Below are 26,963 nucleotides of genomic sequence, written 5' to 3' on the forward strand. Positions count from 1 at the left end.
TATGGGCCTTCTCGACATCCTGCTCGGGCGCAGCAAGGCTGTGCCGCCGAACCTCGACCAACTGTTCTCGCTGCCGTCGGCCGCGATCACCCTGGAAACCGCAGCCGGCTTCCGTCCGACGGGCAGCGGCTCGGTCTGCTTCAAGTCGGCCGAGGGCGGTGGGTTCACCACACTCCGCGAGGAGGTCGACAAGCTGCTCGCGCTGGACAACGGCAAGCTCACCAGTACGACGGACTCGTACGGCTTCACCTGGCTGGTCCGGGAGACGGCCCCGGACGACCTGGAGACCCTGGTCACCGACCTGCACGCCGTCAACACGTCCCTCGTCGACGCCGGCTTCGGCAACGCGCTGCTCTGCACCCTGGTCGCCTTCACCAACGGCACCCAGTCGGTCGGCCTCGTCTACCTCTACAAACGCGGCTCCTGGTACCCGTTCGTCCCCGTCGGCGGCGACCGCCGCGACAACGCCAAGGAGCTCCAGATCAAGTCGGTCGTCGGCGCGGACCTGAACTTCGAATCGGACCTCTCCCGCTGGTTCCCCATCTACGGCGCACCGGGCCTTTAGAAAGTAAGGGTTGCCTTGCCGGGCCTACGTCACATGGACCGTGGTCGGGTGGATGTGGGTGAGCACGTAGCCTGGGGGCATGGCTCCCACTGCTGATCAGGTGACCACGGCGCTCGGTGGCGTAATGGATCCGGAGATCAAGAAGCCGATCACGGATCTGGGGATGGTCGAGACCGTCGCCGTCCGGGATGACGGCGTGGTCGCCGTACGCATCCTGCTGACCGTCGCCGGCTGTCCGATGAAGGACACGCTGCGCCGGGACATCACTGCCGCAGTGAACAAACTCGACGGCGTCACCGGGGTCGAGATCGACCTCGGCGTGATGTCCGCCGAGCAGCGCGCGGCCCTGCAGACCCAGTTGCGCGGCGGCGTGGCCGAGAAGGAGATCCCGTTCTCCCGGCCGGACTCGCTGACCAAGGTGTTCGCGATCGCGTCCGGCAAGGGCGGCGTGGGCAAGTCGTCGGTGACGGTCAACCTCGCGGTCGCGATGGCCCAGCAGGGACTGTCGGTCGGCGTCCTGGACGCCGACATCTACGGGCACTCGGTGCCGGCCATGTTCGGGGTCGCCGACGAGCGGCCGACCGCGGTGGACGACATGATCATGCCGGTGCCCGCGCACGGCGTGAAGGTGATCTCGATCGGCATGCTGAAGCCGAAGCGCGACCAGGTGGTCGCGTGGCGCGGCCCGATCCTCGACCGCGCGCTGGTCCAGATGCTCGCGGACGTCTACTGGGGCGACCTCGACGTACTGCTCCTCGACCTGCCGCCCGGCACCGGTGACATCGCGATCTCCGTCGGTCAGCGGCTGACCAGCGCCGAGGTGATCGTCGTGACGACCCCGCAGGAGGCCGCCGCGGAGGTGGCCGAGCGGGCCGGCACGATGGCGCAGATGGTGCACCAGCGGGTGGCCGGTGTGGTCGAGAACATGTCGTTCCTGCCGTGCCCGCACTGCGGTCCGGAGCACCGCATCGAGATCTTCGGCACCGGCGGCGGGACGCGTGTCGCGGAGACCCTCTCCGCGCGGCTGGGCTACAACATCCCGCTGCTCGGCCAGATCCCGCTCGACGAGCGCCTCCGCGCCGGCGGCGACCTCGGCCAGCCGCTCGTGGTGGCCGATCCCGAAACCCCCGCCGCACAGGTCCTCGACAAGATCGCGTCGACCCTGGGCGGCAAGCCGCGCGGCCTCCTCGGCCGCCAACTCGGCCTCTCCCCCGCGGGCCGCTGAACGTGGCCCATCCCGTGCTGGAGACAGCACGGCTGCGGCTGCGGACGTGGCGTGAGGACGAGACGGAGCGGATCTCCGCGGCCCGTACCAACCAGGCGACCGCGCATTTCCTGCCGTTCATCCCGCAGCCGTTCACCGTGGAGGACGCACGGTTCTGGCTGAAGGACCTGGCCGAGCAGGCAGCGGCCGGGACCCGGTTCAACTGGTGTGTGGCCGACGCCGCGACCGATCAGGGACTGGGCAACATCACGCTGTTCGGCATCCATGTCCGCGGCGCGGTCCGCGACGCCGAGGTGGGGTACTGGATGCACCCCGAGGCGCAGGGCGGCGGCGTGATGACCGAGGCGATCCAGCAGGTCGCCCACTGGTACTTCGCTCCGGCGAACGCCGGCGGCTTCGGCGGCCGGCGGATCTTCATCCGTACGGCGGCCAGCAACACGGCGGCCCGCCGTACCGCGGAGAAGGCCGGCTTCCGGCACGTCGGCACCGAGCGCGCCGCCTTCGAGATCGGCACCCACGTCGACGACAAGGTCACCTACGACCTACTGATCACCGACTGACCAGATCGGGCGCAGCGGCGACAGGCCTTCCTCGACGTACTCCGCGACGGGACGAACTCCACCGTCCAGGTACCACTGCTCCAACGCCGCGAAGTACCCGAAAACAAGGGCATTCGCGGCCACCCGGGCCTGGGTCTCGCTGAGCCGGCCGCCGGCCATCAGCGGCGCGATGCGCAGGCTGGCGCGGTCCAGCGACGCGCAGAACGCCGTACGCACCGAAGGCTCCTTGAAGAAGTAGCGGATCCGCCGCCACGGGATCGGCTCACCGCCGCCCGGCGCCGCCTCGTAGTCGCGGACGATCCGGGTCATCGTGCCGACCGGGTCCTCGCGGTCGAACAGTTCCTCCAGCGCCTCCTGGCTCATCGTGTCGAACTCGTCGGCGACGATCAGGCCTTCCTTGGTGCCGAAGTAGCGGTACACCGACGACGGCGACACCTCGGCCGCGGCGGCGATCTCCTCGATCGTCACCGCGCCGAACCCGCGCTCGTCGAACAGGTCGAGCGCACACTCCTGGATCGTCCGCCGCGCCTTCTCGCGCCAGCGTTCCCGCAGACCGGTTGCCATCCCCCGACCCTAAGAGACAGCCACACGCTTCAGCAAGTGACTGTCTAAAACTCTTGACCAGGCCGATGCGCCGTTCGTACAGTCACTTGCATGAGACAGTCACTTTCTGAAAAGCGCACAGCGCTGCTCGCGGTCGGGCTCTCGGTGCTGCTCGCCGCCATCGCGATCGTCGACCAGGCAGGCAGCCGCAGCCTGTTCGACCACGCCGCGTCGGGCTACGCGTCGTACGGCAAGCACGCGTCCGAGGGCGCGCTCTACGGCCTGCTGTACGGCGTTGCCGTGCTGGACGCCCTGCTGTGGTTGCTGGTCGCGGGTCTGGCCCGCTCACACCGCCTGGTCGCGGCGGGCGTCGGCGTACTCGTCGTACTACTCACAGCCTCGCTAGGCGTGACACTCCTGGTCGCGTCCGAGTACGGCGTCCACCCGTACCCGCCGCTCTGGGGCGTCCTCGCGCTCCTGCCCGCGGTCGCCGGTGTCGTCGCGACCGCCCTGCTCCTCCGGAGGAGGTGAGTCAGGTCGACTCGGGGTCGTACGGCGGCTTGGCGCCGGCCGGGAGGCGTTGCGGGGTGCTGTCGGCGAAGTCGGCGACGGGCTTGTCGTCGTCGTCCATCGGCTCGAGCAGGTGCTTGCGCACGAAGTTCTTCGGGTTCAGGTCCTGCAGCTCGAGGTCGGCGTACTCCGGGCCGAGCTCGTTGCGCAGATCGTTCTGCGCGTTGGTCACCATCTGACGGACCTGGCGCAGCAGACGTCCCGCCGTACGGGCGAACTCCGGCAGCCGGTCCGGCCCGAAAACGAGTACGGCGACGATCGCGATCACGACCAGTTCGAGCGGCCCGATGCCGAACATGTCCCCACCTCACTTCTAGACGCCGACCAGGGTATCCCGACTCCGGTCATGCAGACTCCGGTCATGCAGACTCAGCCGATCTGCTGGGCGAGAGTGAGCGTAACCGTTCGGGACCGCCCACCGCGCTCGTACGCGAGCCGCACGGCCTCGCCCGGCTGGTGGGTGCGGATGGCGACGATCAGCACCTCGGCGCTGTCCACCGGGTCGTTGTTGATCGAGGTGATCACGTCACCGACCCGCAGACCGGCCCGCGCCGCCGGCGAGCTCGGGCTCACCGCGCTGACCCGGGCGCCGCCCTCGAACATCATGTCCACACTGGCCCCGATCACCGGGTACGACGCCTTGCCGGTGGCGATCAGCTGCTGGGCGGTCCGCCGGGCCTGGTCGATCGGGATCGCGAACCCGAGCCCGATGCTCCCGCTCTGCCCCTCCTCGGAACCGCGGACGGTGGCGATCGCGGAGTTCACCCCGATCACTCGCGCGTTCATGTCGACCAGCGGACCGCCGGAGTTGCCCGGGTTGATCGCGGCGTCGGTCTGCAGCGCGCTGATGTACGACGACGCCTGCCCGGTGTCGTCGCCGGTCGTCACCGGGCGGTTCTTCGCCGAGATGATGCCCGACGTGACCGTGCCGGCCAGGCCGAGCGGCGAGCCGATCGCGACCACGTCCTGTCCGACGACCGCCTGGTCCGAACGGCCGAACTGCACCGACGGCGCGGTCAGGCCGGCCACCTGCACGACGGCCAGGTCGTACGCCGGGGAGCGGCCGACGAGCCGCGCGGTCGCGGTCTTGTTGTCGTTCGTGACGACCTGGATCGAGCCGCCCTTGGCCGCGCCCGCGACGACGTGGTTGTTGGTCAGGATGTGCCCGACGTTGTCGATCACGAAGCCGGACCCGGTGGCGTCGGAGTTGTCCTGGCCCTCGACCTTCAGCTGCACCACGCTCGGCAGCAGGGTCGCGGCGACCGCGGACACCGAGCCCGTGCGGATCTTCGGATCGGCGCCGGTGCCGACCGGCGGCTCAGGCTGCTGCGCGACCGGGGTGTCGTTGCCGCTGAGCGCGACGACGGCCGTGGCCGCACCGGCGCCGGCCAGGACACCGATGACCAGCGCGACCAGAGCGGCGATCGTGACGACCCGGTTGAGCTTCTGCGGCTCCGACGCGTACGAGCGGGCCTGCTGCTGGTGCCAGTCGAGCGGTGGCGGCGGCACGTACGCCGGACGGTACTGCGGCTGCTCGGTCGGCCAGGCCTGTCCCTGGTACACCGGACGGAAGGTCTGCTGCTGTGGCTCCGGACGTCCGAAGCTGCGCTGCGAGGTGGACCGGCCGCCATTGGTCTGCCGGTACGCCGCGTCCGAGCCGGGGGTCTGCAGCGGCATAGCGCCCGCTCCGGAGGCCGGCGGGGTCAAACCGGTCAGCGGCGGACCTGCCGCGGACCCGTTCCCGTTGGGCGCGCCCGCGGTGGGCAGGACCGCGGTCGGTTCCGCGGTCGCCGGATTCGGAACTGTCGGCTCGGCGTCGTCGCTCGTCACGGTGCCCGCCTCACGTCGTCGTCGTGGTCGTCGGTGGAGCCCTCCGGAGGTAACCGGAAGAGACTTCCATCTTTGATTATCCCAGCTTCGGCGAGAGTGCACCCATCGGAGTGAGCCAGGTCGCGATTTTGGCCAGCCCGGTGCCCAGTCGCTGGATCGCGCTGAGCTCGACGGGCAGCTCGTGCGGGAAGGATCTGACCACCTGTCCGAGCTGATCCGGAGGCAGGTCCCCGATCAGCGTGTAGACGATTCCACCGGACGACCAGACGACGTACGACGGCATGCCGTACCGAAGGTACACGCCCGGGCTGTCAGTGCTGGTGAAGCCTTCGACCGCGGCCGGGTCCAGCGTGCCGCGCTGCTCGAAGAGGGAGACGTTGAACAGCCCGTCTGAGTACGAGAACTGCAGAGAGCCGTTACTGGTGTCCTGGTGGACGTCGTACAGCTTGAGCGACGCAGGCAGCTCCGGCGCGCAGACCCAGCCCTCGGACCGCAGGTTGTCGACCTTGCCCATGCCGAGTGTCTCGACACCGCTGGGCACGGTCGGCGGCAGGTGGCCGAGGAACTCGGAGCTCTCGATCTCCAGCTCGGTGAACACGGTGGCGCGCACCATGGTCTTGCCGTCCGCGCTGAACAGCTGACGCTGCAGCAGCAGTCCGGTCGCCTTGTCGATCCAGAACTTGGCGGCCAGCGTCTGGTCGTCGCGCAACGCCTCAACGAGCACAGCGGTCCGGCCGATCACGTCGGTGCAGCACTTGTCGACCAGCTGGTACGTCGCCTGCAGCAACGCCAGCGGTCCGCCGTCGACGGCGGCGTCCGTGGTGGTGGCGCGCTGTACGAACGCCTTCGCACCTGGCGCGGACGAGCCCAGCACGCTGATCTCGGAGCCCTGCGATGCCGCGTGCAGGATGTCCAGCATCGCTGAACTGGCGCCCTGCGGTCCCCAGGCGGTGATGATCTGCGTGCCGTGGTACGAGATCTGGTTCGGCGCGACGGCCGCCCGCTGCAGCCAGCTGACTGCCGTCGGTGAGTCCGCCTTCGACAGTACTGGGACGGCAGCGGCGGACGTGGGCAGGCCGAAGCCGATCAGGGCGGTGCTGACCAGGACGGCGAGCCGGGAGAGGCTCACCGGTCAGCGTCCTGTCAGGGCCACCGGGCGCAGCGTCGGGTTGTTCAGCCCGGCGTACCCCGCACCGTTGTAGGAGTTCAGCAGCGCGACCGGGTCAGCGAACGGCGCTCCGCCGCTGGTGCTCGCGTGGTCCGACGAGAAGCTCGCCACCGGCGGCTGCAGCGTCGGCGGCTGCTCCGAGCGGGACGGGTCGCCGACGACGAACGCCGTACCGAGAAGAGAGGCGACTGCGGCAGCTGAGCCGGCTGCACCCAGGACACCGCTGCGACGGCGGGAGCGAGTGCCGCGGGCAGCTCCCGGCCGAGTGCCACCTGTACGCCCGGCGGGGAACGCGGACCGCTGCGGGAACAGGCTGACCGGTGTGACCACCGGGCGCACCTCTTCCCGTGGCTCGGTCGAGAACGACGAGACACCCATTAGGCGCTGCATCAGGTCGGTCGACGGATCCGGAGATTCCAGCGCGGCGATCTTCGCCTTGAGCCGCCGCTGCGCGTCGACCTCGGAACGACAGGTGTCGCAGCCGACCAGGTGGCTCAGGACCTTGTCACGGGAGTCGTGGTCGAGCTGGCCGTCGACCACGGCACTCAGCTTGTCCAGCGGGTGCGTCATGCGAGGTCACCTCCGTCGCCGAAGAGACCGCCGTCGACCGGCGGGCCGCCGACCCGGGTCTGGCCGGACCGCGGGGCCCGGTGCTCCAGGTGCTTACGCAGCATCGACCGGCCGCGGTGGATGCGGCTGCGGACGGTGCCGAGCTTCACGTCCAGGACGTCCGCGATCTCGTCGTACGTCATGCCCTCGATGTCGCACAGCACCACGGCCGCGCGGAAGTCCTCGGGCAGCGCGTCGAGCGCGTCCTGCACATCGTGGTCGAACAGGTCGGAGTCGAGCTTCTCGGCCGGTCCCTCGCCCTTGGCCGGGAGCCGGTCGTGGGCGTCCTCGGGCAGGCCGTCGAAGCGGATCCGCTGCTTGCGGCGGGCGCCGTCCAGGAACAGGTTCGTGGTGATCCGGTAGAGCCAGCCCTCGAACGTGCCCGGCGTGTACGACGACAGCGAGCGGAAGACCCGGACGAACACTTCCTGGGTCAGGTCCTCGGCGTCGTGCTTGTTACCGGTCAGCCGGTACGCCAGTCGGTAGACGCGGGCGGAGTGCGTGCGGACGATCTCGTCCCACGACGGCAGCACGTCCGGCACCTGCTGGGGTGCGGGCACCGTCGACGTGTCGAACGGCTTCACCGCAACGCCTCCCTGGGTCCTCTCGGCAATAAGCGTGAAGGCCATGGTGCCGCGGTCACCGTCCTTTGCGCACGTCGGGAAAACCCGGGCTGGACCCTGGTTTGTTCGTACGACGGCTCAACGCGGCGCCCCGACCGGAAGTTCCCGGCCGGTGCCTTCACTACACATGACGCTTGAGAGGTCATTTCGGTTGAGTCACTGCTCCTCGATGACCGCGATCGGGTCGCCGTCGCGGACGACCTCGCCCTCGGTGACCTTCAGTTCGACGACGGTGCCGGCCACCTCGGCCAGCACCGGAATCTCCATCTTCATCGACTCCAGGATGACCAGAGTGTCGTCGGGCCCCACCGTGTCCCCGGCCTTGGCGGTGACCTTCAGCACGTTGGCCACCAGCTCGGCCAGCACGGTGTGACTCAACTCGCACTCCTCGGGTCCCGGGCGTCTCGCCTCGATCCTAGGCCCGGGAGCCCGGCCCAGGGCGGGTGCCCCGGCAACCGCGCTGCCGGGGCACCCACCCGGAGTCACCGGACGCTACGGGCTGAGACCGGGTCCAGCCGGATCGCGTTGAATCCGGACGGGTTCTTGGCCTCCGCGACCCCGGTCCCCCAGGTCAGCCAGCCACGGCGACCGGTGCCGTCGTTCTCGTTGATCACCACGGTCGCCGACAGCAGCCGGTCACTGGCAGCGAGCCCGAGCGTGGTCCACGGGACGGCAATCTCGTACGTCGTGGTGCTCGCCGCTGCATTGCGGACCACCTTGGCCTGGACACCAGGTGGCACCCCGGCCAGCTCGACCGGTGACCATCGCCAGGTGTCCACTGGGCCCGCGTCGGTCAGTGCGGCACCGATCTCCTGGGTTCTGGTCGCCTCACCCGGCGCACCGGCCGTCATGCCGAACTGCAGACCGTCCCCCGACCAGATCGAGCCGTTGCGGCTCGGCTGCGAGAACACGTTGTCGGTGACTTCGGCCGTCAGATAGAGGTTCTGGTCGTCGTGGGTCAGCCACAGAGATCCGGACAGGTCACTCGGCCCGCCCCACCCTGTCACCGGCGGCGTGCCGGTCCCGGTCAGGGACAGCGCCGGCAACTGACTGACCCCGCTGTCGACCACACCGTCGAGCACTGGGGTGTACCGCATCGCGGCTGTCGGCGTACCGACCGGATTGAGCTTCCCCGACGCCCGGAAGGATCCGGTACCGCTGACGCGCAGACTGGCGGACCAGGTCGTCGCCGCCGTCACGGTCAGCGGTACGTCGGCCGACGTCGAACCGCGGGCGGCCAACGTCGTACCACCCAGCAGGCTGCCGGAGCCGCTACCGGACGCCCAGTCGAGTCCCGCGATCGTGTAGGACCTGGACGACGCGTTGGCCACCCGGAGGCGCAGTACGTCCTGTCCACTGCCGTTGAGCACGTGTGACCCGGTCACCGTCAGCGGAGCAGTCGCCGTACCGCTCGTGGTGAACAACCCCACCACGCGATCATCCACGGTGACGCGCGCGCGGTACGTCCGGGGACCGGTCGAGCTCTGAGCCGGGAAGCTGACCGGCACAGAGGTCGTAGCCCCCGCGCCCACCGTGCCATTCGTCGTCGTGCCACCAGCAGCCACGGAGAAGGTGTGACCGGTCGTGTCCGGGTTGGTGAAGGCCAGACTGCCGGTCGCCGGGTCACCAGCAATCTCAGGGCTGACTGACAGCGCGAAACGGGTCGACGGCGCAACCCCGCTGATGGCCCCGCGGAGGTACACCGGGTCTGGCCCGGTGGTCACCCAGACGTGCCCACCCGGATCCGCAGTCAGCGTGTTCACAACGCCGTACAGGTCCGTCACCCGAACGGCCGAGCCTGCGGGCGCTGCGACAGACACCAGGCCCGGTGTGGTCGACCAGATCGCGTGCACGCTCTGTCCACTACCGGCGTTGAAGGCGACGTCGTACCCGTTGGTGCCGAACCTCGTCTGGCCGATCAGCGGCAGCTGGTCGATCTGCCGCGCCAGTACGGCGGTCGCGACGTACGACGGCTTCGGTACCAACGCACCACGCGGGTCCAGCTTGTGGCGGACCATGCCGAACCGGTGCTCCATGTTGGCCGGGTCATTACCCGAGTCCATGAAGTTGTAGCTGCTGTAGCGGGCGACACCGTTGCCGAAGGCCAGCAGTTCGCCACGCACCAGGTCGCGCGCCTGCACCGGTTCACTGACCGCCTGCGAGCTCGTGCCGGTCGCCCAGCCCTGCTCGGTGATGTAGATGGGCTTGGAGGAGCCGTGCGCCGTCATGATGCTGCGAATCGTGTTGACCAGGGCAACCGAGGTCTCCGGATCGTTCGGCTGCACATAGGGGTGGATGGTCACGGCGTCGACGTAGTCCAGACCACCGAGGTCGGCGAACCGGGTGAACCAGGCCTGCCAGTCCGAGATGACAGCGAGCGAGGGACCGGTGAGCTTGACGTCCGGGTGCTTCGCGCGGATCGCCGGGCTGACCGTCTTGAGCAGTGCGACGTAGCTGTCCGCCGTACCGCCGGCAGCGCCGTCCAGGTCGCGCCAGTTCCACTCGTTCCACAGCTCGTACGTCGTGTGCGCGGTACCGAACTGGTCGACCGCGGCAACCGCGTACCGGGTGAAGGCTGCTCGCTGATCGTCGGTCGACGGCGCCTCGTCCGGGTAGTAGATCGGGTTGCCGTAGTCGAGGATGTTGAGGAAGTCGACGTTGTTCGCGTCCAGCGCGGCCTTGTAGTCCTTCACCTTCTGCGGGAACTGGATCACGCCCGGCGTGGTCTCCGCGCTCGCCCAGAAGGCTTCGTCCCGCGCGGTCGAGATCCCGGCCTTGGCCATCAACGGCACCGCCTCGAGACCGGGGAACGCCGTACCGCTGAAGCCGAGGGCGGACGCGACGCCGATCCGGGTGTCGGTCGAGGTCGAGAAGTCGTACGGCGTGAGCACGGAGAAGTCCGTGCCTCCGTTGGTCACCGAGCCGTCGGCGGCCGTGGCCACCAGGTCGGCCTGGTACCAGCCTGGCGTACTGATCGAGAGCGGGAGCTGGCCGTTGAGCGAGCCGGCCGCGGCCGACCCCTTGGCGACCTCGGTGCCGGTCGCGTCGCGCACCGTCCAGCCGACGGTGGCGGCGTCGGTGCTGAAGCCGAGCTTGACCTGCTGGCCGACGGTGAACGCGTTGCCGACGGCGGTCGGGACGATCGTCAGGGCCGGTGCCACGGCGGCGGCCGGCGTGGTGGCGGGTAACTGCAGTACGGCGGCCAGCAGCAGGCCGGCGCCGATCACGCTGATTGCGCCTTGAGGGCGGCGTCGCATGGAGTTCTCCTCACAGCATCAAGTGACGAGGGGGTGCGAAAGCGCTTTCGCACACCACACCATGCTGGCCACACGACCCGCTGTCAACGGCTCGTTGCTGACTACGATGAGGGCATGGCCGATGAGCTGATCACCTTGTCCGACGTGGCTGCCGCCGCGGGGGTGTCGCTGTCGACCGCCTCGAAGGCGTTGAACGGCACCGACCGGATCTCCGCGGCCACCCGCGAACACGTCCGCGTCACCGCCGACCGGCTCGGCTTCCGGCACAACGCGCTGGCCCGCTCGTTCGCCCGCGGCCGCAGCCAGACGATCGGCGTGCTCACCTACCGCGCCTCGAACCCGTTCACCCGGGTCGTGCTCGCCACCGCGGCCACCGAGCTCGGCGCCCGCGAGCAGGCGATCCTGCTGTACGACGCCCGCCTCGGCGAGCACGACATCACCGAGAGCGTGCTGCAATTGCGCGCCCGCCGGATCGACGGCGTGATCGTGATCGGCACCGGGACGTCGTTCCCGGCGCCTTCGATCACCGATCGGTTCGACGTACCGGTGACCTACGCGTTCACCTTCACCGAGGACCCGGACGACGTCACCATCACCTCCGACGACGACCAGATCGGCCGGCTGGCGATGACCCATCTGCTGTCGACGGGCCGCCGCCGGATCGCCCACCTGACCGCCGAACCCAACGACGCTGCCGCAGTCAAACGAGCAGCCGGAGCCGGCGCGGTCCTGGCTGATGCCGGGCTCGACTGGGTGACCCCGGTGCGCTTCGGCCGCTGGCGGGAGAACTGGGGTGAGGAGGCCGTCCGCGAGGTGCTGGCCGACGCGCCCGACGTCGACGCGATCTTCTGCGGCAGCGACGCGATCGCTCGCGGAGCCGAGCGTGGCCTACGGATGGCCGGCCGGGACGTGCCCGGCGACGTGGCGCTGATCGGCGTCGACAACTGGGAGCAGCTGATGCACGACCAGCGGGTCTCCCGTCACCTCACCACGATCGACGTCGGCCTCGAGGAGATCGGCCGCCGAGTCGCCGCCCAACTCCTCGACCCAGACCCCAAGCCCGGCATCCAGTACGTCGCCCCTCACGTAGTCATCGCCGACACCGCCTAGCCCGCGTCGGCTGTGTGGACGGAGTGGCGGGGAGTGAAACCGAGGAGGTCGCGAGCGCGGCTGGTGTCGACCAGCGAGCCACGACCCGTCACCGGGTGGCGCAGCGGAACGGTGGGGGCGTACTCACGGAGCAGCTCAGCCGTGGGCCGATCCAGCAGGATGTCGTCGGCTGCCAGTCCGACGACGTGCGCTCCCGGCGCTGGCGATTCGAGCGCGGCGATGATCGCGCTCACCGCGTCCCGCTCGTCGAGGTAGGCCCAGCCTTCGCGAGCCATCACCGTCGGGTCCACCGCCACCTTGGCCGCGATCTCGAGCAACTTCTCCCGGTTCTTCACCAGCGGAAAGCGCAGCGCGATCACCTTCGTCCCCCACCGTCGCCACGCCATCCGCGCGCTCTGCTCGTCGACACTCTTCGACAACGAGTACGCGTCGGCGATGTCGGCACCGACCTCCTCGTCCAGCGGGTAGTACGCCGGCACCACCGGATGCACGTTCATCGGTACGCCGAACGCGTTGATACTGCTCGCGATCACCACCCGGTCGATCCCGCGCTGCCCGGCCTGGGCGAGCACGGTGAACGTCGCCGTCACGTTGTTGTCGAACACCTCCTCCGGCGTCCCCAGGCTCGGGTGCGGAATCGCCGCCAGATGCAGTACGGCGTCCACCTCGTCCATCGCGGCGGCGACGTCCGCCGGTGATCGTGCGTCCCCGATCAACGGGCGGTCCGCCGTACTGGATTGTTCGTAGCTCAGAGCCAGGCCGGTGACTTGGTAACCGGACGCACGGAGTCCGGTGACCGCCGCCCGGCCGATGGACCCGTCGGCTCCGGTGACCAGGACCCGCTTCACGCTTTGATTCCGCCGGACAGGCCGACCCCGCGCAGGAACGCCCGCTGGAAGACCAGGAACAACGCCACCGGGATCAGCAGGGCCAGGAACAGCCCCGCCAACTGGATGTTGAGCTCCGTCACCTTGGCGATCTTGGGCAACGCCACCGAGACCGGTTGCAGATCGGGATTCGTCAGCACCAGCAACGGCCACAGATAGTCCTTCCAGGACGAGATGATGCTCAGGAGTACGACGACGCCGAGGATCGGACGCGACAGCGGGAGCACGAGCGAGGTGAACACCCGCAGCGCACCGGCTCCGTCGATCCGGGCCGCCTCGAAGTACTCGCGTGGGATGCCGTCGAAGAAACGCTTCACGATCAGCACGTTGAACGCACTGGCCGCCGGTGGCAACCAGACCGCCCAGAACGTGTTGGTCAGGTTGGCGTGGACCACCGGAAGTTTCAGCACGGTCAGGTACAGCGGGACGAGCGAGACGATGTGCGGGACGAACAGCGTGACCAGGATCGCCGCCGACAACAGCGGTCCCCACCTCGGACGGAGCACACTCAGCACATAGCCGGCCGTCGTACAGACGATCAACGAAGTGAACGCCGTACCGGCCGCGATGATCGCGGTGTTGCCCAGGTAATAGCCGATGTGGCCCTGCTGCCAGGCGGTCGCGAGGTTCTGCCACTGGACCTCGCCGGACGGGAACAGCGCGAGTGGTTCCCGAATGCTGTCCTGGGTCGGCGAGATCGAGGCCTTGAGCAACCACAGCAGCGGGCCGAGGCCGGCCACCAGGAGGCCGATGAGGACCAGGACACGCGCGATCAGGAAGGGCACGCGGATCCTGGCCTGGTTGCGGTCCGCGTCCGACAGCGCACCGCGCTCGACGTCGCTCATCCGTCGCTCCAGCCGCGGGTCGCGAGATGGAAGCCGGCCGACAGTACGGCGAGCACCACGGCCAGCAAGACGCTCAACGCCGTCGCCGCGCCGTAGTCGCCGTTGACGAACGCGTAGTTGTAGATCAGCAACAGGATCGTCGTGGTCGCGCCCTGCGGCCCTCCCCCGGTGAACAGGAGAGGCTCGGTGAACAGCTGCATGGTCCCGATCACCTGCAGCAACAGCATCAGCAGCAGGACGCCCCGCAGGTGCGGCAACATCACGTGCCAGACCCGCCTGAGTACGCCGGCGCCGTCCAACTCGGCCGCCTCGTAGAGATCGGCTCGGACCGAGGTCAGCGCGGCCAGATAGATGATCACAGCGTTCCCGGCGCCGGCCCAGGTCGCCTCCAGCACGATCGACGGCATCGCAGATCCCGGACTGTCGAGCCACGGGAACGGGCCCAGTCCGACCACGCCGAAGATGCTGTTGAACAGCCCGCTCGACGACGGCTCGTAGAAGAACCGCCACAGCAGGATCGCCACCACCGGCGGCGTGATCACCGGCAGGTAGGCGAGCGTCGTGTAAGCCCAGTTCCGGCCGCGGAGCTCGGACAGGAACATCGCCAGCAGAATCGGCAGGGGGAAGCCGAACAGCAGGGCCAGCAGCGTGAACCACACCGTGTTCAGGGACGCCTGACCGACCGCGGGATCGGTCAGCACGTACCGGAAGTTCTCCAGACCGACCCAGCGGACCGGATCGATGAGGTTGGTCTGCTGCAGGCTCATCACCAGGCCGCGGACGATCGGACCCCAGGAGAAGAGCAGGAAGATCAGCAGCACCGGCAGGGCGAACACCACCGCCGGGATCCCGTTCCGCGCCCGCCGGAGCAGCACTCGGTTCACCCGCTCCCGGGCGGTGTCCCGGCGACCGGCCGGGACACCGGCTGCCCGGCTCGTGGTAGTTGCGGTGGGCAACTCAGCGCCCGAGCTTGGCGTTCACAGTGGCGGCGGCCTTCGTCAGCAGGGCCGGGATATCGGCCTTCTCGTTGCCGAGCACGGTCTGCACGACCGGGTCCAGCGCCGCGTAGACCTCCTGCGCCTTGACCGGCGGCTCGGGAACGATCTTCTGGTCGGTCGCCACCTTCGTGTACGGCACGAAGTTCGCCAGCGGCACGTTGACGTAGGGCTTGATCCAGGACTGGTACGTCGAGTACTGATCCGCGCTGACCACCGGAAGTCCGGGAACACCCACTGGCAGCTTCGACGCGACGCCGGCCTTGGCAGCGGTGACCGCCGCGTCCTGGTCGACGTACTTGTTCAGGTAGTTGAACGTGATCCACTTGACCGCGGCGGCGCGCTCGGCGTCCGTCGTACTCGGGCTGACGATCTGGACGCTGCCGCCGCTGAGGGTGCCGTGGTCGCCGCCCTGCTGGGGCAGCGGGCCGATGCCGAACGCGGACGCCTTGAGCCCGTTGGTGGTAACCAGGGTGCGGTACGCGTCCGGCGCGGACATGTACATGCCGATCTTGCCGGCCGCGAACGCCTGCGAGATGCCGTTGATGTCGTAGAGCACGGTCTTGCCCATCGACTGGTCGACCCACTTCATGTCGTGCAGCGCCTGCAGGGCGGCCCTGGACGGCGCGTCGTCGAACGTCGCCTGGGTGCCATCCGCGTTCTCGATCGTGCCGCCGTACGAGTACGTCTGGGTGGTGAACATCCAGCCGCCGGTATTGCTCGTGGTCATCTGCGCGTAGCCGGCCGCCCCGGTCGCGGTCGCGATCTTCTTCGCGGCGGCCCGGACCTCGTCCCAGGTCGCCGGCGGCTTGTCCGGGTCGAGCCCGGCCTTGGTGAACAGGTCCCGGTTGTAGATCAGCCCGACCGAGTACGCCGCGGTTGGGACGGCGTACACGTTGCCGGCCTGGTCCTGGCCGATCTTCAGCACGGTCGGGTTCAGCTCGTCCAGCAGGCCGTCGTCCTTAAGGGCCTTGGTGAGGTCCGCGGCCTGCTTGCGGGCGATCATGCCCTGCGGCTCGGTGAACGGCACGTTCAGTACGTCGGGCAACTGCCCGCCGGCCGCCTGCGCCTGGAAGGTGGTCGGGTCCCAGATCGTCTCGACCGGATCGAGCTTGATGTCCGGATTCGCCTTCTCGAACGCGGCAACCCGCTGGTCGTACTGCGCTCGGTTCTGCGGATCGGAGCTACTCGGCCGGTCACCGACCGTGATCGTCAGCTGTCCGGAGGCGCCGGTTTCGCCGGACGAGGACGGGCTGCTCGAGCAGGCCACCAGTCCTGCCAGCAGGGTCAGGGACGTCGACAGCGCTGCGATGGAACGGATTGCGGGTCGGTTCATCGGAACTCCTCAGCAGGGATGGCGGCGTGCGAGCCGGCCGTTCCGCAGAGTAGCGCAAGCGCTTTCGCAAATGCTAGACCTCGGCTCTACGACTGCTCTGTCCGCGGCAGCGCAGTACGCCGGTGCGAGCACCGGCGTACTGGTTGCGACTGGGGACGGGCGGGCGCTCTACACCGCGCTGGGGTGGACCCTTGAGTCCCCGATGACTGCTGCGGTCAGGCGTCGAGGATTACGGAGCGGGAGAGGCTGCGGGGCTGGTCGGGGTTGAGGCCGAGGGCCAGCGACTTGGCTACCGCGACGCGCTGGGCGATGACGAGGGACGCCATCGGGTCGAGGTCGGCGTGGTGGACGATGGTCGCGCCGGTGGCCTTGACGTCGTCCAGCAGGCCCGCCGGCGGCTCGCCGAAGATCCAGACGCCGCGGCCGGGCTGCGCGATCGCGATCGGACCGTGCCGGTAGTCCATCGCCGGGTACGCCTCGGTCCACGCCGACGCGGCCTCACGCTGCTTGAGTCCGGCCTCGTGCGCCAGGCCAACGGTCCACCGGGTGCCGAGGTACGTGACCTGCTCGAGCTTGGCCAGGTCGTCCACGTCGACGGTCAGTGCGGTCTGAGCGTCCGCAGCGGCCTTCGACAGGTCCTCACCGAGCGACGCGCGCAGCAGCGCCAGCGTGGTCGTCGCGAACCGGGTCTGCACCACGGACTGCTCGTCGGCGAAGTCGAGCATGATCGTCCGGTCGGCCAACTCGACGATCGGCGAGCCCGGCGTCGCGGTGATCGCCACGGTCGGTACGTCGGTCGCGCGGATCAGGTCGAGCACCTCGGTCGTCGTACCGGAGCGGCTGATCACCACCACGACGTCGTACGAACGGCCCGCCGGGAACTCGGATCCGGCGAACGCGTCGGTCTCGCCCTGGCCGAGGTCCTCGCGCAGCGCGGCGTACGCCATCGCCATGAACCACGAGGTGCCGCAACCGACCGCGGCGACCCGCTGACCGGCTTGCGGAAGTGCCCTGAACTCTGCACTGTCGGATTGCGCGAAACCGTCCGAGACCTGCCGCCAAAGGTCCGGCTGAGTGGCGATCTCAGTGCTCACAAATGGCTGCTGCGTCATGTCGTCTCCGCACTTCTCATGGTCGAAACTGCTCGAACGTGATCGAATGGTGCCAACCAGCCGCCACCGGGCTGACCGATTGTGTGAAGGAGGAGCCCCGGGTGAAGCGTTATGAACGCCTCAACACCTTGCTCGAGTCGCTCGCCGAAAAGGGCGCCATCGACGTCGACGAGCTCGCCGAGCAGTTGCATGTGTCCGCGGCCACGATCAGGCGTGACCTGGACCATCTCGGCAAGCAGCAGCTCCTCACCCGGACCCGCGGCGGCGCGGTCGCCAACGCGGTGTCGTACGACCTGCCGCTGCGCTACAAGACTGCGCGTTTCGCGTCCGAGAAGCAGCGAATCGCGCAAGCGGCGGCCACGCTGGTCCGTCGCGGCATGGTGATCGGGATGAACGGCGGGACCACGATCTCCGAGGTGGCGCGGACGCTGGCGACCCGGCCGGAGCTGTCCGCGGAGCACGGTGAGCCGGCGTTCACGCTCGTCACGAACGCGCTGAACATCGCCAACGAGCTGATCGTCCGGCCGCACGTGAAGATGGTGCTGACCGGCGGCGTCGCGCGGCCGCAGTCCTACGAGATGATCGGCCCGCTGTCGCACCGGATCCTGTCCGACCTTTCGCTGGACATCGCCTTCATCGGCGTCGACGGGATCGACGAGACCGGCGCCACCGCTCATCACGAGGGCGAGGCGAACATCAACCAGCTGATCGTCAGCCGGGCCGCGAAGGTGGTCGTGGTGGCCGACTCCTCCAAGCTCGGGCAGCGGGCCTTCGCCCGGATCTGCGAGCTGAGCGAGATCGACACGCTCGTCACCGACGCCCAGGCCGACGACTCGCAACTCGGCGTCTTCAAAGAAGCCGGCATCGACGTCATCCGCGCCTGATCCCACTCCCCACACCTCCCTCAACAGGTGAGTCACGTCTCCAAGAGACGATCATATCTGATCACCGCAAGGTTGTTATGAGCAAGAGTGCGCAACCTCCGCGCGTGCATCACGGAAAGCGGACCTCCAGCCGCTAGGCTTCGGTTCAGCATGGGTACCGCAGCCGCACACCGTTCCGCCGACCACTCTGCCGATCACTGGGAGGACGCCATCGCCACCGGCATCGACCCGACGTCCTGGGCGTACGCCGAGGACTACACCGGTGAGGACGAGGTCGTCACCGGTGCGCGGGCGAGCGCCGCGGACAGCGGTGTCGCCCCGATCGGCCCCGGCGCGGCTGCCGCGCTGAGCCTGCTCGCCGCCGGCGTGGGTGCGAAGGCGGTCGTCGAGATCGGCACCGGGACCGGCGTCTCCGGGCTCGCGCTGCTTCGCGGCATGCGCGCCGACGGCACGCTCACCACGGTCGACATCGACGCGGAGAACCAGCGGCTCGCGCGCAAGACGTTCCTGGACGCCGGCGTCGCGTCGAACCGGTTCCGCCTGATCGCCGGCGCCGGGCTGGACGTGGTCACCCGGCTCACCGACGGTCACTACGACCTGGTCTTCTGCGACGCGGACCGCCGCGAGAACACGGCGTACCTGCACGAAGCACTCCGCCTGCTCCGCCCCGGCGGCATCGTCGCCTTCGCCGGCATCCTCACCGCCGGCCGAGTAGCCGACCCCGCCCGCCGCGACCCCGACACCATGGCCCTCCGAGACCTCATCCGCGCCGTCCGAGACGACGACAACCTGGTCTCAGCCCTCCTCCCCACCTCCGACGGCCTCCTCACCGCCGCCAAACGCCTGAAGTAGCAGCTAGCTGGTCAGGCGGGTTAGTTCGGTGGTTACTTCGTGCCAGGGCTCGGTTTGGGGGTCTATCAGTTCGTAGTGGCCGCTGTGGGGGATGCGGTGGAAGTGGGCGGTGGGGTGCGCGGTGAAGTAGGACTCGGTGATGGTGATGGGGACGACTGTGTCGCTGGTGCCGTGGATGAGGGTGACCGGGGCTATGGAGGCGGGGAGGTGGGCCGGGTCCAGGTCGTTGCGGACGCCGCCGCCGATGAAGTCCTGTACGGCGCCCTCGCCGATGTGCTCGCGGTCAGCCTTGAGGAGGTCGGCTACGGGGGCCAGGGCGACCACACCGCGGAGCCGGACCGGGTTGAGCGTCGACGCGGCCCACAGTACGAGTTGGCCGCCGGCGGAGTGTCCCATCAGCACGTAGCCCGCGTGCACGTCCACCAGGTCGGGTAGCGCCTCCAGCGCCGTACGGATATCGCTGGTCGTCACGTCCGGGTTGCCGGGCTCGCGGCGGTACTCCAGGGACACGACCGGCCAACCGAGGTCGGACAGCGCTGCGCCGAGCGAACGGGCGTGCACCCGGTCGTACTGCGGCCGCCAGAACCCGCCGTGCACGAACACCACCAGCGGCCGGTACTCCTTCGCGTGCCAGTAGTCGATCACCTGGTCCACGTGGTCGCCGTACCGCAACTCCTCGTCCGGCTCGGGCGCCTTACGCGACAGTACTGATCGGTCCTCACTCATTCCGACCTCCCGAGGTAGCTCAGGGCGTTCAGAGTCAGCAGTTTGTGCTGCTGCTCCGCGGTCAGGAAGCCGGCCTTCCGTACCACCTGCCCGACCGGCCGCTCGCCCAGTGGATAGGGATAGTCACTGCCGACCAGAACGCGGTCTTCCCCCAAGGTATCGACAAGTAGCCGCAAAGGCGCTGATTCGAACACGACCGTGTCGACCAGGATCCGGTCCAGGTACGCCGACGGTGGGTGCTCGGAGCAACCACGGACGATGTCCCCGCGCCGGTGCCACGCGTTCTCCAGCCGCCCGAGCCAGAACGCGAAACTCCCGCCTCCGTGGGCGAAACAGATCCTCAAGGCAGGCGGCAACCGGTCGAACGCCCCGCCCAGGATCATCGCCACCAGCGACAGATGCGTCTCGGCCGGCATCCCGGTCAGCCAGCGCGCCATCCAGCGATCCAGCCGCGGCCCGCCCGGCATGTCCCACGGATGCACCAGCACCGGCGTACCGGTCTCCGCGCAATGGTTGAGGAAGGCAACGATCCCGGCGTCGTCGAGGTCCTTGTCGCCGACGTGGTTGCCGATCTCGACGCCGACATGTCCGGCCGCCCGGCAGCGGTCCAGTTCGGCACAGGCCAGGTCCGGATCCTGCAACGGCACCTGGCAGAACGGCACGAACCGGTCGTCACCGGCCAGCGTCTCCAGGGTGAGGTCGTTGAAGATCTCGGCCAGCTTGACGGCCTGCGCGGCCGGACGTTCGTACCCGAAGAACACCGGGGTCGGCGACACCACCTGGAGATCGATGCCATCGGCATCCATATCGGCACGCCGTACGGCGGGATCCCAGGCCTGCGGTCCGACCGGGCGGAACTCGGTCTCGCCGATCATGATCATCGCGGCTCGTTCGGAGTCGATCCGCAGCCACGGCCAGCCGTCGCCGCCGCACGCCGCCGAGAGGTCGGGCCATCCGTGCGGGACCAGATGCGTGTGGACGTCTACGGTCATTTACCCGGGTGCAGCGTGCCGCACTCGGGGCAGGTGCGTGCGTCTTCGCTCTCGTAGAAGGCTTTGAACACGGGCGGCAGGTCCGCGACGATATCGGTCACCTGCAGCTCGACCTCGTGCACGATCGCGTTGCAGTTGGCGCAGTACCAGCGGAACTTCTCCAGTACGCCGGGCTCCCGGACTCGCTCGATCACCAGGCCGATCGAGTTCGGGCCGCGCTGTGGCGAGTGCGGCATGTTCCGCGGCAGCACCCACATCTCGCCGGCGTTCACCGCGACGGTCGCCGGGCCGTCGTCGGTCATGACGTTGACCTTGAGCTCGCCGGAGATCTGGTAGAAGAACTCCTCGTACGGGTCGACGTGGAAGTCGGTGCGCTGGTTCGGGCCGCCGACCACCATCGTGATGAAGTCGTCCCCGGTCGGGAACATCTGCTTGTTGCCGACGGGCGGCTTCAGCAGGTGCTTGTTCTCCTCGACCCATTGCGGAAAGTTCGTCGACTCCAAGTTCGCCATACCTATTCCTCCTTCGAATGTCGCGGGATCGCCGCAACAGCCTGGATCTCGATCAGCAGCTGGGGATGCGGCAGCTGATGTACTGCGACGGTCGTGCGCGAAGGCCCTGACTCGTCGAAAAACTCACCATAGATCTCGTTGTACCCACCGAAGTCGTTCATCGACACCAGGTACGTCGTCACGCTGACGAGATCCTCCAGCCCGGCCCCGACCGCCCCGAGCACGTCCCGGATGTTCTCCAGCACCGCCCGCGTCTGCACCCGGATGTCCAGCTCGACGGTGCCCATCGCGTCCACCGAGGCACCCGCGATCGAGTTGTCCGGCCGCCGGCTCGACGTCCCCGAAACGAACGCGAACCCACCCGCCACCTTCACATGCGGAAACCGCCCCCGCGGCGTCGCCTTCCCCGGTACGACGGTCATGAAAGCTCCACGCAGACGTTGGTGATCTCGGTGTAGAAGTCCAAGGAATGGCGGCCGCCTTCGCGCCCGATGCCCGACAGCTTCACGCCCCCGAAGGGCGTGCGGAGGTCGCGGAGGAACCAGGTGTTGATCCAGCACAACCCCACGTCGAGCGCTGCACCGGCGCGATGGGCCCTGCCGACGTCGCGGGTCCAGACAGTTGCCGCCAGCCCGTAGTCGGAGGAGTTGGCGAGCGCGTAGGCCTCTTCCTCGGTGTCGAAGGGCGCGATATGGCAGATCGGGCCGAAGATCTCCTCGCGGTTCGTCCGGGCGTCCGCCCCAAGCCCGGTGACGACAGTTGGTTGCACGTAGCAACCGCCGTCGCGGGCGTCGCCGAACGTCGGTACGCCGCCGCCGGCCAGCACCTCGGCGCCCTCAGCTCGCGCGAGATCGTAGTACGACAGCACCTTGTCGCGGTGCTGTTTCGAGATCAGCGGCATGTTCATCGTGGCCTCGTCGGCGGGCCAGCCGTACGTCAGCTCATTGGCGCGCACGGCGAGGCGCTCAGTGAACTCGTCGTACACGGATCGCTGTACATACAGGCGTTCCGTGCACAGGCAGACCTGCCCGCCGTTCGTGAAGACCGACCGCACCGATCCCTCGACCGCGTCGTCCAACGAGGAGTCGGCGAAGATCAGGCCCGCGTTCTTCCCGCCGAGTTCGAAGGACACCGCCTTGACCCGGTCCGCCGCCACCTTCGCGATCGACGTACCGGTCGCGGACTCCCCGGTGAACGTGATCGCATCCACGCCCGGGTGCCGCGTGAGGTACTCCCCCGCCGACGACGGCCCGAACCCGTGCACCAGGTTGAAGACACCATCAGGTACGCCGGCCTCCGCGATCACCTCGGCGAGTACGGTCGCCGACGACGGCGTCTCCTCGGACGGTTTCACCACCACCGCGTTGCCACAGGCAAGCGCCGGTGCAACCTTCCACGTGAGTAGGAGCAACGGAAGATTCCACGGTACGACGATCGCCACCACCCCGACCGGCTTCCGTACGGCGTAGTTCACCGCCCGCCGCCCGTCCGGGAGCACGGTCGTGTACGACTCGGTCGGAACCGTCGTCGCGAAATCCGCGAACGCACGGAAGTTCGCGGCACCGCGCGGGATATCCAGCGTGCGCGCCTGGCTGATCGACTTCCCGGTGTCGCCGACCTCCGCTGCCACGAGATCCTCGAACCGCCGCTCCAGCCCGTCCGCGACCCGCCGCAGTACGACGGCCCGCTCCTGCTCACTCATCCGCCCCCACGGACCGTTCAAAGCCTGCCGAGCAGCACCAACCGCGGCGTCCACAGTCGACTCGTCGGCCTCGCAGACATCGAAGATCTGCTGCCCGGTCACCGGCGAGACCTTCGCGAAGCGCGAGGCGCTCTCCACGAACGATCCCCCGACGAAGTGCCGCAACAACCCCACAGAACTGGGTTGTCCGGTCAGCAGCTCAGGCGACCACAGGCTCACCGTCGTCGCCTCCGAACAAGTCCGAGCAGGACCCCGGCCGACGCGACCGCCGCCGCACCGAGCAACTGGTGCTGGCGGTGCACTCGGCGTTGGACTTCGGCGTACGGCGTGGTGGAGAACGACACGAGCTCGTAGCGGGAGACGTACGTGCCGGGGAGGAGCCGTTCCAGCAGATGCTCGACGCGTTTCTGGAGGCGGAAGACAGGTGAGGCGACCTTGTCGCGCATCTCGACGAAGTTCGCCAGGGCCATCTCCGCGATCGCCTCGGTGTTCTCGCGCCGCCGGGTCTCGAACAACGGCAACGCCCGCGCCCACGAGCCGCCCGTGTCGGCCAGGCAGCGGTCCAGTTCGACCACGTCCTCGAAGGCGCAGTTCGCGCCCTGCCCGTAGAACGGCACGATCGCGTGCGCCGCGTCGCCGAGCAACGCCGTACGTCCGTGGGCCTGCCACGGCAGCGTGTGCACGGTCCCGAGGACGCCGACCGGGTTGTTCAGGTAGTCGTCGACCAGATCCGGTGCCAACGGCAACAGATCGGGATAGTTCACCCGGAAGTGCTCCTCGATGGCGGTCGTCGTCGTGAGCGCGTCGAACGATCCGGCCGGCCAGAACAGCGTGCAGGTGAACGAGCGGTCCGGGTTCGGCAGGGCGATCATCATCGACGTACCGCGCGGCCAGATGTGCAGCGCGCCGGGATCCAGCGCGAACTCACCAAGCGCCGCGGGGATCGACAGCTCCTTGTACCCGTAGTCGAGGAAGTCGACGTCCTCCGCGACGATGCCCTCGGCAAGCAGTTGCTCGCGGACCGCGGATCCGGCGCCGTCAGCCCCCAGCACTACATCCGCCGCGACCGACACCTTCCCGGAGGGCGTCGCGAACACCATCTGCCCGGCGGCCGAATCCAGCTCCACCAACCGATGCTCGAACTCCACCGACACACCAGGCGCAGCCGAGGCCGCCGACAGCAACGCGTTGTTCAGTACACCCCGGCTGATCGAGTTGATCGCCCGGTCGCCGGACGCCGAGTACGCCTGGAAGTCCAGCGGCCCGGACACCGGATGGATCATCCGGCCCTTCATCGGCAGCGCGTCCGCCATCACCTCGTCGACCAGGTCGATCCGCCGCAACGCGTCCAGCCCGCGTTCGGAGATCGCCAGGTTGATCGACCGGCCGCGTTCCACCTGCGCGACCCGAGGATCCGGACGCCGCTCGTACAGCGTCACGGTCAGGCCGCGGCGTGCGAGGAAACACGCGAGCAGCGAACCGGTCAGTCCGGCGCCGACGATCGCGACCTTCATGCCGTCACCTCGGCCAACGCCGTCCCGGCCCGCCAGCAGTCGTGGTACGTCGAGTACAACGGCACCGGCGCGAACCGCAGTACGTCGGGCTCCCGCGAGTCCGCAATCACGCCGTACTCGAACCGCAACCGCCGCGACAGCTCGCCGGCCCCGGGCACCCGCACCGACAACTGGGCACCACGTCGCGCCGGATCAGTCGGTGTGATGACCTCGAAACCGTCCAGCAGGTTCGACAGGTACGCCGTCAACCGCACGCTCCGCTCCCGTAGTACCTCGATGCCGACCTTGTCGAAGATCTCCAGCGACGTCCGCACCGGGCTCATCGAGAAGATCGGCGGGTTCGACACCTGCCACGCGTCCGCGGTCGCCGGCGGCCGGGACTCCGGCGTCATCTCGAACCGCGTCTTCGCGTCGGTGCTCCACCAGCCCTCGAACCGCGGCAGGTCCGCGCCGAGATGCCGCTCGTGCACGAACGCACCGGCGATCGCCCCCGGACCTGAGTTCAAGTACTTGTACGAGCACCAGGCCGCGAAGTCCACGTCCCAGTCGTGCAACGCGAGCGGCACGTTCCCGGCCGCGTGCGCGAGGTCCCACCCGACGATCGCCCCGGCCGCGTGACCGGCCTTCGTGATCGTGGGGATATCCATCAGCTCACCGGTCAGATAGTTCACGCCGCCCAGGAGTACGAGCGCCACGTCGCCACCGAGCTGCTCGACGACATCCGCCGTACGCAGACTGTTCTCCCCCGGTCGTGGACGCAACCGGATCACCGCATCCTCCGCGTCGTACCCGTGGAACTCGACCTGCGACCGTACGGCGTAACTGTCCGAGGGGAACGCCGAGTCCTCGATGACGATCCGGTGCCGGGACCGCGTCGGCCGGTAGAACGACACCATCAACAGGTGCAGGTTGACGGTGAGCGTGTTCATCACGACCGTCTCGCTCGGCAACGCGCCGACGAGCCGTGACGCGGGACCGGTCAGCAGCTCGTGGTACGGCAACCACGGCCGGGCCGCGTCCAGATGTCCTTCGACCCCGAGCGCCGCCCACGAGTCCAGGTCCTCGAGCAGCTCGGACCGGGTCGCCTTCGGACGCAGGCCGAGCGAGTTCCCGGCGAAGTACGCGACCTCCGGGTAGTCGCCACCCTGCGCGGGCGGTACGTCGAACAGCTCCCGGTGCCCCGGGTCCGCGGCATCGAGTTCCAGTGCCTCCGTCTCGGAAAGGGTCACGCCTCGGCAACCTCGTCGGCGGCACCCTTGGGCGCCTCGATCACCTGCCCCTTGCCGAGCACTGTCACGCCGCCCTTGGACACCGTGAACCCGCGTTCCCGGTCGTAGTCCTGGTCGACGCCGATCTCGGTGCCGTCCGGGATCACGATGTTCTTGTCCAGGATCACGTTCTTCAGCACGACGTCCTTGCCGATCTTGCAGTTGTCCATGATCACCGAGTACTGGATGTCGGCGCCGGCGCTGACGATCACGTTCGACCCGATCACCGAGTGGTCCACATGCGCGCCGGACACGATCGAGCCCTGGCAGACGATCGACTCGCCGACCGTCGCGTCGTCGGTGAACTTCGCCCCCGGCAGCTGCGGGTGCGAGGTGAAGATCGGCCAGTCGTTGTTGTACAGGTTGAACACCGGCTGGATCGACACCAGGTCCATGTGCGCCTCGTGGTACGAGTCCAGCGACCCGACGTCCCGCCAGTACGAGTGGTCCCGGTCGAGCGCACCCGGTACGTCGTTGTCCTTGAAGTCGTACACGCCCGCCTTGCCCTCGGCAACGAGCATCGGGACGATGTCGCCGCCCATGTCGTGCCGCGACGCCGGGTTGGCGGCGTCCTTGCGCAGCGCCTCGACCAGGACGTCCCGGCTGAACACGTAGTTGCCCATCGACGCGAACGTCTCGTCCGGCGAGTCCGGCAGTCCCGGCGGGTCGGCCGGCTTCTCCAGGAACTCCTCGATCGCGTGCCCGTCCGCGGCGGTCTTGATCACGCCGAACTCGGTCGCCTCGGCCCGCGGCACCCGGATACCGGCCACGGTCACGCCGTTCCCGCGCTCGATGTGCGCGGCGACCATCTGCGACGCGTCCATCCGGTACACGTGGTCGGCGCCGAAGACCACGATGTACTCCGGGTCGGCGTCCTTGATCAGGTTCATCGACTGGTAGATCGCGTCCGCGCTGCCCTGGTACCACTGCGGGCCGAGCCGCTGCTGGGCCGGGACGCAGGTCACGTAGTTGCCGAGCAGGGTGGACATCCGCCAGGTCAGCGTGACGTGCCGGTCCAGCGAATGCGATTTGTACTGCGTCAGCACGCAAAGATTTCGATAACCCGCATTGACCAAATTCGACAGCACGAAATCGATGAGGCGATAACTGCCGCCGAACGGCACGGCCGGTTTGGCCCGGTCCGCCGTCAGCGGCATCAACCGCTTCCCCTCACCACCGGCCAGCACGATTCCGAGAACTCTGGGCGCCTTTGCCATGTCCGCACCTTAGCTCCGACGACCCGCGGACATAAGCGTTTGCGCGCGTCGCAACACTGGA

Annotated in this window: 28 protein-coding genes; 7 read left to right on the plus strand and 21 right to left on the minus strand. The window is 68.6% G+C overall.

Annotated elements, in window-relative coordinates; translation table 11 throughout:
* The first annotated feature begins 1 nt into the window (after window position 1).
* The 3 genes from pspAB to OHB24_RS01930 all read left to right on the plus strand — a co-directional run bounded on the left by pspAB (window position 2) and on the right by OHB24_RS01930 (window position 2,350).
* Window positions 2–565 carry a PspA-associated protein PspAB gene (gene pspAB, locus OHB24_RS01920; RefSeq protein WP_327637172.1) on the plus strand — a complete coding sequence of 188 codons (564 nt, stop codon included), beginning with the start codon at window positions 2–4 and terminating at the stop codon, window positions 563–565.
* A gap of 79 nt (window positions 566–644) precedes the next feature.
* On the plus strand, window positions 645–1,790 hold the full coding sequence (locus OHB24_RS01925) for an Mrp/NBP35 family ATP-binding protein (protein ID WP_327637173.1): 1,146 nt from the start codon (window positions 645–647) through the stop codon (window positions 1,788–1,790).
* 14 nt (window positions 1,791–1,804) lie between these two features.
* Complete coding sequence (locus tag OHB24_RS01930; RefSeq protein WP_327637174.1) at window positions 1,805–2,350, plus strand: GNAT family N-acetyltransferase; 546 nt, start codon at window positions 1,805–1,807, stop codon at window positions 2,348–2,350.
* On the opposite strand, the gene OHB24_RS01935 is transcribed toward OHB24_RS01930, so the two are convergent.
* Window positions 2,333–2,914, minus strand: coding sequence for a TetR/AcrR family transcriptional regulator (locus OHB24_RS01935; RefSeq protein ID WP_327637175.1), 582 nt, complete (start codon window positions 2,912–2,914; stop codon window positions 2,333–2,335). The genes OHB24_RS01930 and OHB24_RS01935 overlap by 18 nt on opposite strands.
* Window positions 2,915–3,004: 90 nt before the next feature.
* Here OHB24_RS01935 and OHB24_RS01940 point away from each other — a divergent pair, with 90 nt between their 5' ends.
* Window positions 3,005–3,424, plus strand: coding sequence for a hypothetical protein (locus OHB24_RS01940; RefSeq protein ID WP_327637176.1), 420 nt, complete (start codon window positions 3,005–3,007; stop codon window positions 3,422–3,424).
* A 1-nt stretch (window position 3,425) separates the two neighbouring features.
* Here the strand turns inward: OHB24_RS01940 and OHB24_RS01945 are convergent, their stop codons facing one another.
* The 7 genes from OHB24_RS01945 to OHB24_RS01975 form a co-directional block, all read right to left on the minus strand.
* Window positions 3,426–3,761, minus strand: coding sequence for a sec-independent translocase (locus tag OHB24_RS01945; RefSeq protein WP_130384017.1), 336 nt, complete (start codon window positions 3,759–3,761; stop codon window positions 3,426–3,428).
* Window positions 3,762–3,832: 71 nt separating this feature from the next.
* Complete coding sequence (locus OHB24_RS01950) at window positions 3,833–5,293, minus strand: trypsin-like peptidase domain-containing protein (RefSeq protein WP_327637177.1); 1,461 nt, start codon at window positions 5,291–5,293, stop codon at window positions 3,833–3,835.
* A 76-nt stretch (window positions 5,294–5,369) separates the two neighbouring features.
* Window positions 5,370–6,422 (minus strand): sigma-E factor regulatory protein RseB domain-containing protein, encoded by a 1,053-nt coding sequence (locus tag OHB24_RS01955; protein ID WP_327637178.1) that lies wholly within the window; start codon window positions 6,420–6,422, stop codon window positions 5,370–5,372.
* A gap of 3 nt (window positions 6,423–6,425) precedes the next feature.
* Entirely contained in the window at window positions 6,426–7,031 is a 606-nt protein-coding gene (locus OHB24_RS01960) for an anti-sigma factor family protein (protein ID WP_327637179.1), read from the minus strand.
* Window positions 7,028–7,699, minus strand: a complete 672-nt coding sequence (gene sigE / locus OHB24_RS01965; RefSeq protein ID WP_327637180.1) for an RNA polymerase sigma factor SigE — start codon at window positions 7,697–7,699, stop codon at window positions 7,028–7,030. The genes OHB24_RS01960 and sigE overlap by 4 nt, the downstream gene beginning before the upstream one ends.
* A gap of 150 nt (window positions 7,700–7,849) precedes the next feature.
* The gene (locus tag OHB24_RS01970; RefSeq protein ID WP_327637181.1) at window positions 7,850–8,071 is read right to left on the minus strand and encodes a biotin/lipoyl-binding carrier protein; all 222 of its coding nucleotides are present in this window, start codon (window positions 8,069–8,071) and stop codon (window positions 7,850–7,852) included.
* A gap of 104 nt (window positions 8,072–8,175) precedes the next feature.
* Window positions 8,176–10,950 carry a sugar-binding protein gene (locus OHB24_RS01975; protein ID WP_327637182.1) on the minus strand — a complete coding sequence of 925 codons (2,775 nt, stop codon included), beginning with the start codon at window positions 10,948–10,950 and terminating at the stop codon, window positions 8,176–8,178.
* 114 nt (window positions 10,951–11,064) lie between these two features.
* Between OHB24_RS01975 and OHB24_RS01980 the strand changes: the two genes are divergently transcribed.
* Window positions 11,065–12,060 carry a LacI family DNA-binding transcriptional regulator gene (locus OHB24_RS01980; RefSeq protein WP_327637183.1) on the plus strand — a complete coding sequence of 332 codons (996 nt, stop codon included), beginning with the start codon at window positions 11,065–11,067 and terminating at the stop codon, window positions 12,058–12,060.
* On the opposite strand, the gene OHB24_RS01985 is transcribed toward OHB24_RS01980, so the two are convergent.
* The 5 genes from OHB24_RS01985 to OHB24_RS02005 all read right to left on the minus strand — a co-directional run bounded on the left by OHB24_RS01985 (window position 12,057) and on the right by OHB24_RS02005 (window position 17,217).
* On the minus strand, window positions 12,057–12,908 hold the full coding sequence (locus tag OHB24_RS01985; protein ID WP_327637184.1) for an NAD-dependent epimerase/dehydratase family protein: 852 nt from the start codon (window positions 12,906–12,908) through the stop codon (window positions 12,057–12,059). The two genes, OHB24_RS01980 and OHB24_RS01985, sit on opposite strands and share 4 nt — an antisense overlap.
* Window positions 12,905–13,792, minus strand: a complete 888-nt coding sequence (locus tag OHB24_RS01990) for a carbohydrate ABC transporter permease (RefSeq protein WP_327637185.1) — start codon at window positions 13,790–13,792, stop codon at window positions 12,905–12,907. Before OHB24_RS01990 ends, OHB24_RS01985 begins: the two co-directional genes overlap by 4 nt.
* Window positions 13,789–14,748, minus strand: coding sequence for a carbohydrate ABC transporter permease (locus OHB24_RS01995; protein WP_327637186.1), 960 nt, complete (start codon window positions 14,746–14,748; stop codon window positions 13,789–13,791). Before OHB24_RS01995 ends, OHB24_RS01990 begins: the two co-directional genes overlap by 4 nt.
* A gap of 1 nt (window position 14,749) precedes the next feature.
* Window positions 14,750–16,123: an extracellular solute-binding protein gene (locus OHB24_RS02000; protein ID WP_327637187.1), complete on the minus strand. Its 1,374-nt coding sequence runs from the start codon at window positions 16,121–16,123 to the stop codon at window positions 14,750–14,752.
* Window positions 16,124–16,338: 215 nt separating this feature from the next.
* A complete protein-coding gene (locus tag OHB24_RS02005) occupies window positions 16,339–17,217 on the minus strand; it encodes an SIS domain-containing protein (protein ID WP_327637188.1) in 879 nt (292 codons plus the stop codon).
* A gap of 119 nt (window positions 17,218–17,336) precedes the next feature.
* Between OHB24_RS02005 and OHB24_RS02010 the strand changes: the two genes are divergently transcribed.
* Both OHB24_RS02010 and OHB24_RS02015 read left to right on the plus strand, forming a co-directional pair.
* Window positions 17,337–18,119, plus strand: a complete 783-nt coding sequence (locus OHB24_RS02010; RefSeq protein WP_327637189.1) for a DeoR/GlpR family DNA-binding transcription regulator — start codon at window positions 17,337–17,339, stop codon at window positions 18,117–18,119.
* 150 nt (window positions 18,120–18,269) lie between these two features.
* Window positions 18,270–18,971, plus strand: coding sequence for an O-methyltransferase (locus OHB24_RS02015; RefSeq protein WP_327637190.1), 702 nt, complete (start codon window positions 18,270–18,272; stop codon window positions 18,969–18,971).
* A 3-nt stretch (window positions 18,972–18,974) separates the two neighbouring features.
* On the opposite strand, the gene OHB24_RS02020 is transcribed toward OHB24_RS02015, so the two are convergent.
* The 8 genes from OHB24_RS02020 to glgC are packed head-to-tail and all read right to left on the minus strand — an operon-like array spanning window position 18,975 to window position 26,902.
* A complete protein-coding gene (locus tag OHB24_RS02020) occupies window positions 18,975–19,697 on the minus strand; it encodes an alpha/beta hydrolase family protein (RefSeq protein ID WP_327637191.1) in 723 nt (240 codons plus the stop codon).
* Window positions 19,694–20,689: an amidohydrolase family protein gene (locus OHB24_RS02025; RefSeq protein ID WP_327637192.1), complete on the minus strand. Its 996-nt coding sequence runs from the start codon at window positions 20,687–20,689 to the stop codon at window positions 19,694–19,696. The genes OHB24_RS02020 and OHB24_RS02025 overlap by 4 nt, the downstream gene beginning before the upstream one ends.
* Window positions 20,686–21,201, minus strand: coding sequence for a 3-hydroxyanthranilate 3,4-dioxygenase (locus tag OHB24_RS02030; protein WP_327637193.1), 516 nt, complete (start codon window positions 21,199–21,201; stop codon window positions 20,686–20,688). The genes OHB24_RS02025 and OHB24_RS02030 overlap by 4 nt, the downstream gene beginning before the upstream one ends.
* 2 nt (window positions 21,202–21,203) lie before the next feature.
* Entirely contained in the window at window positions 21,204–21,623 is a 420-nt protein-coding gene (locus tag OHB24_RS02035) for a RidA family protein (RefSeq protein ID WP_327637194.1), read from the minus strand.
* A complete protein-coding gene (locus OHB24_RS02040; protein WP_327637195.1) occupies window positions 21,620–23,122 on the minus strand; it encodes a 2-hydroxymuconic semialdehyde dehydrogenase in 1,503 nt (500 codons plus the stop codon). The genes OHB24_RS02035 and OHB24_RS02040 overlap by 4 nt, the downstream gene beginning before the upstream one ends.
* Window positions 23,119–24,417 carry an FAD-dependent oxidoreductase gene (locus tag OHB24_RS02045; protein ID WP_327637196.1) on the minus strand — a complete coding sequence of 433 codons (1,299 nt, stop codon included), beginning with the start codon at window positions 24,415–24,417 and terminating at the stop codon, window positions 23,119–23,121. Before OHB24_RS02045 ends, OHB24_RS02040 begins: the two co-directional genes overlap by 4 nt.
* Window positions 24,414–25,646: a kynureninase gene (gene kynU / locus OHB24_RS02050; RefSeq protein ID WP_327637197.1), complete on the minus strand. Its 1,233-nt coding sequence runs from the start codon at window positions 25,644–25,646 to the stop codon at window positions 24,414–24,416. Before kynU ends, OHB24_RS02045 begins: the two co-directional genes overlap by 4 nt.
* Window positions 25,643–26,902 carry a glucose-1-phosphate adenylyltransferase gene (gene glgC / locus OHB24_RS02055; RefSeq protein ID WP_327637198.1) on the minus strand — a complete coding sequence of 420 codons (1,260 nt, stop codon included), beginning with the start codon at window positions 26,900–26,902 and terminating at the stop codon, window positions 25,643–25,645. The genes kynU and glgC overlap by 4 nt, the downstream gene beginning before the upstream one ends.
* Between the last annotated feature and the right edge of the window lie 61 nt (window positions 26,903–26,963).

Origin of the sequence: Kribbella sp. NBC_00482, from assembly GCF_036013725.1 — a bacterium.
Lineage (GTDB): Bacteria > Actinomycetota > Actinomycetes > Propionibacteriales > Kribbellaceae > Kribbella.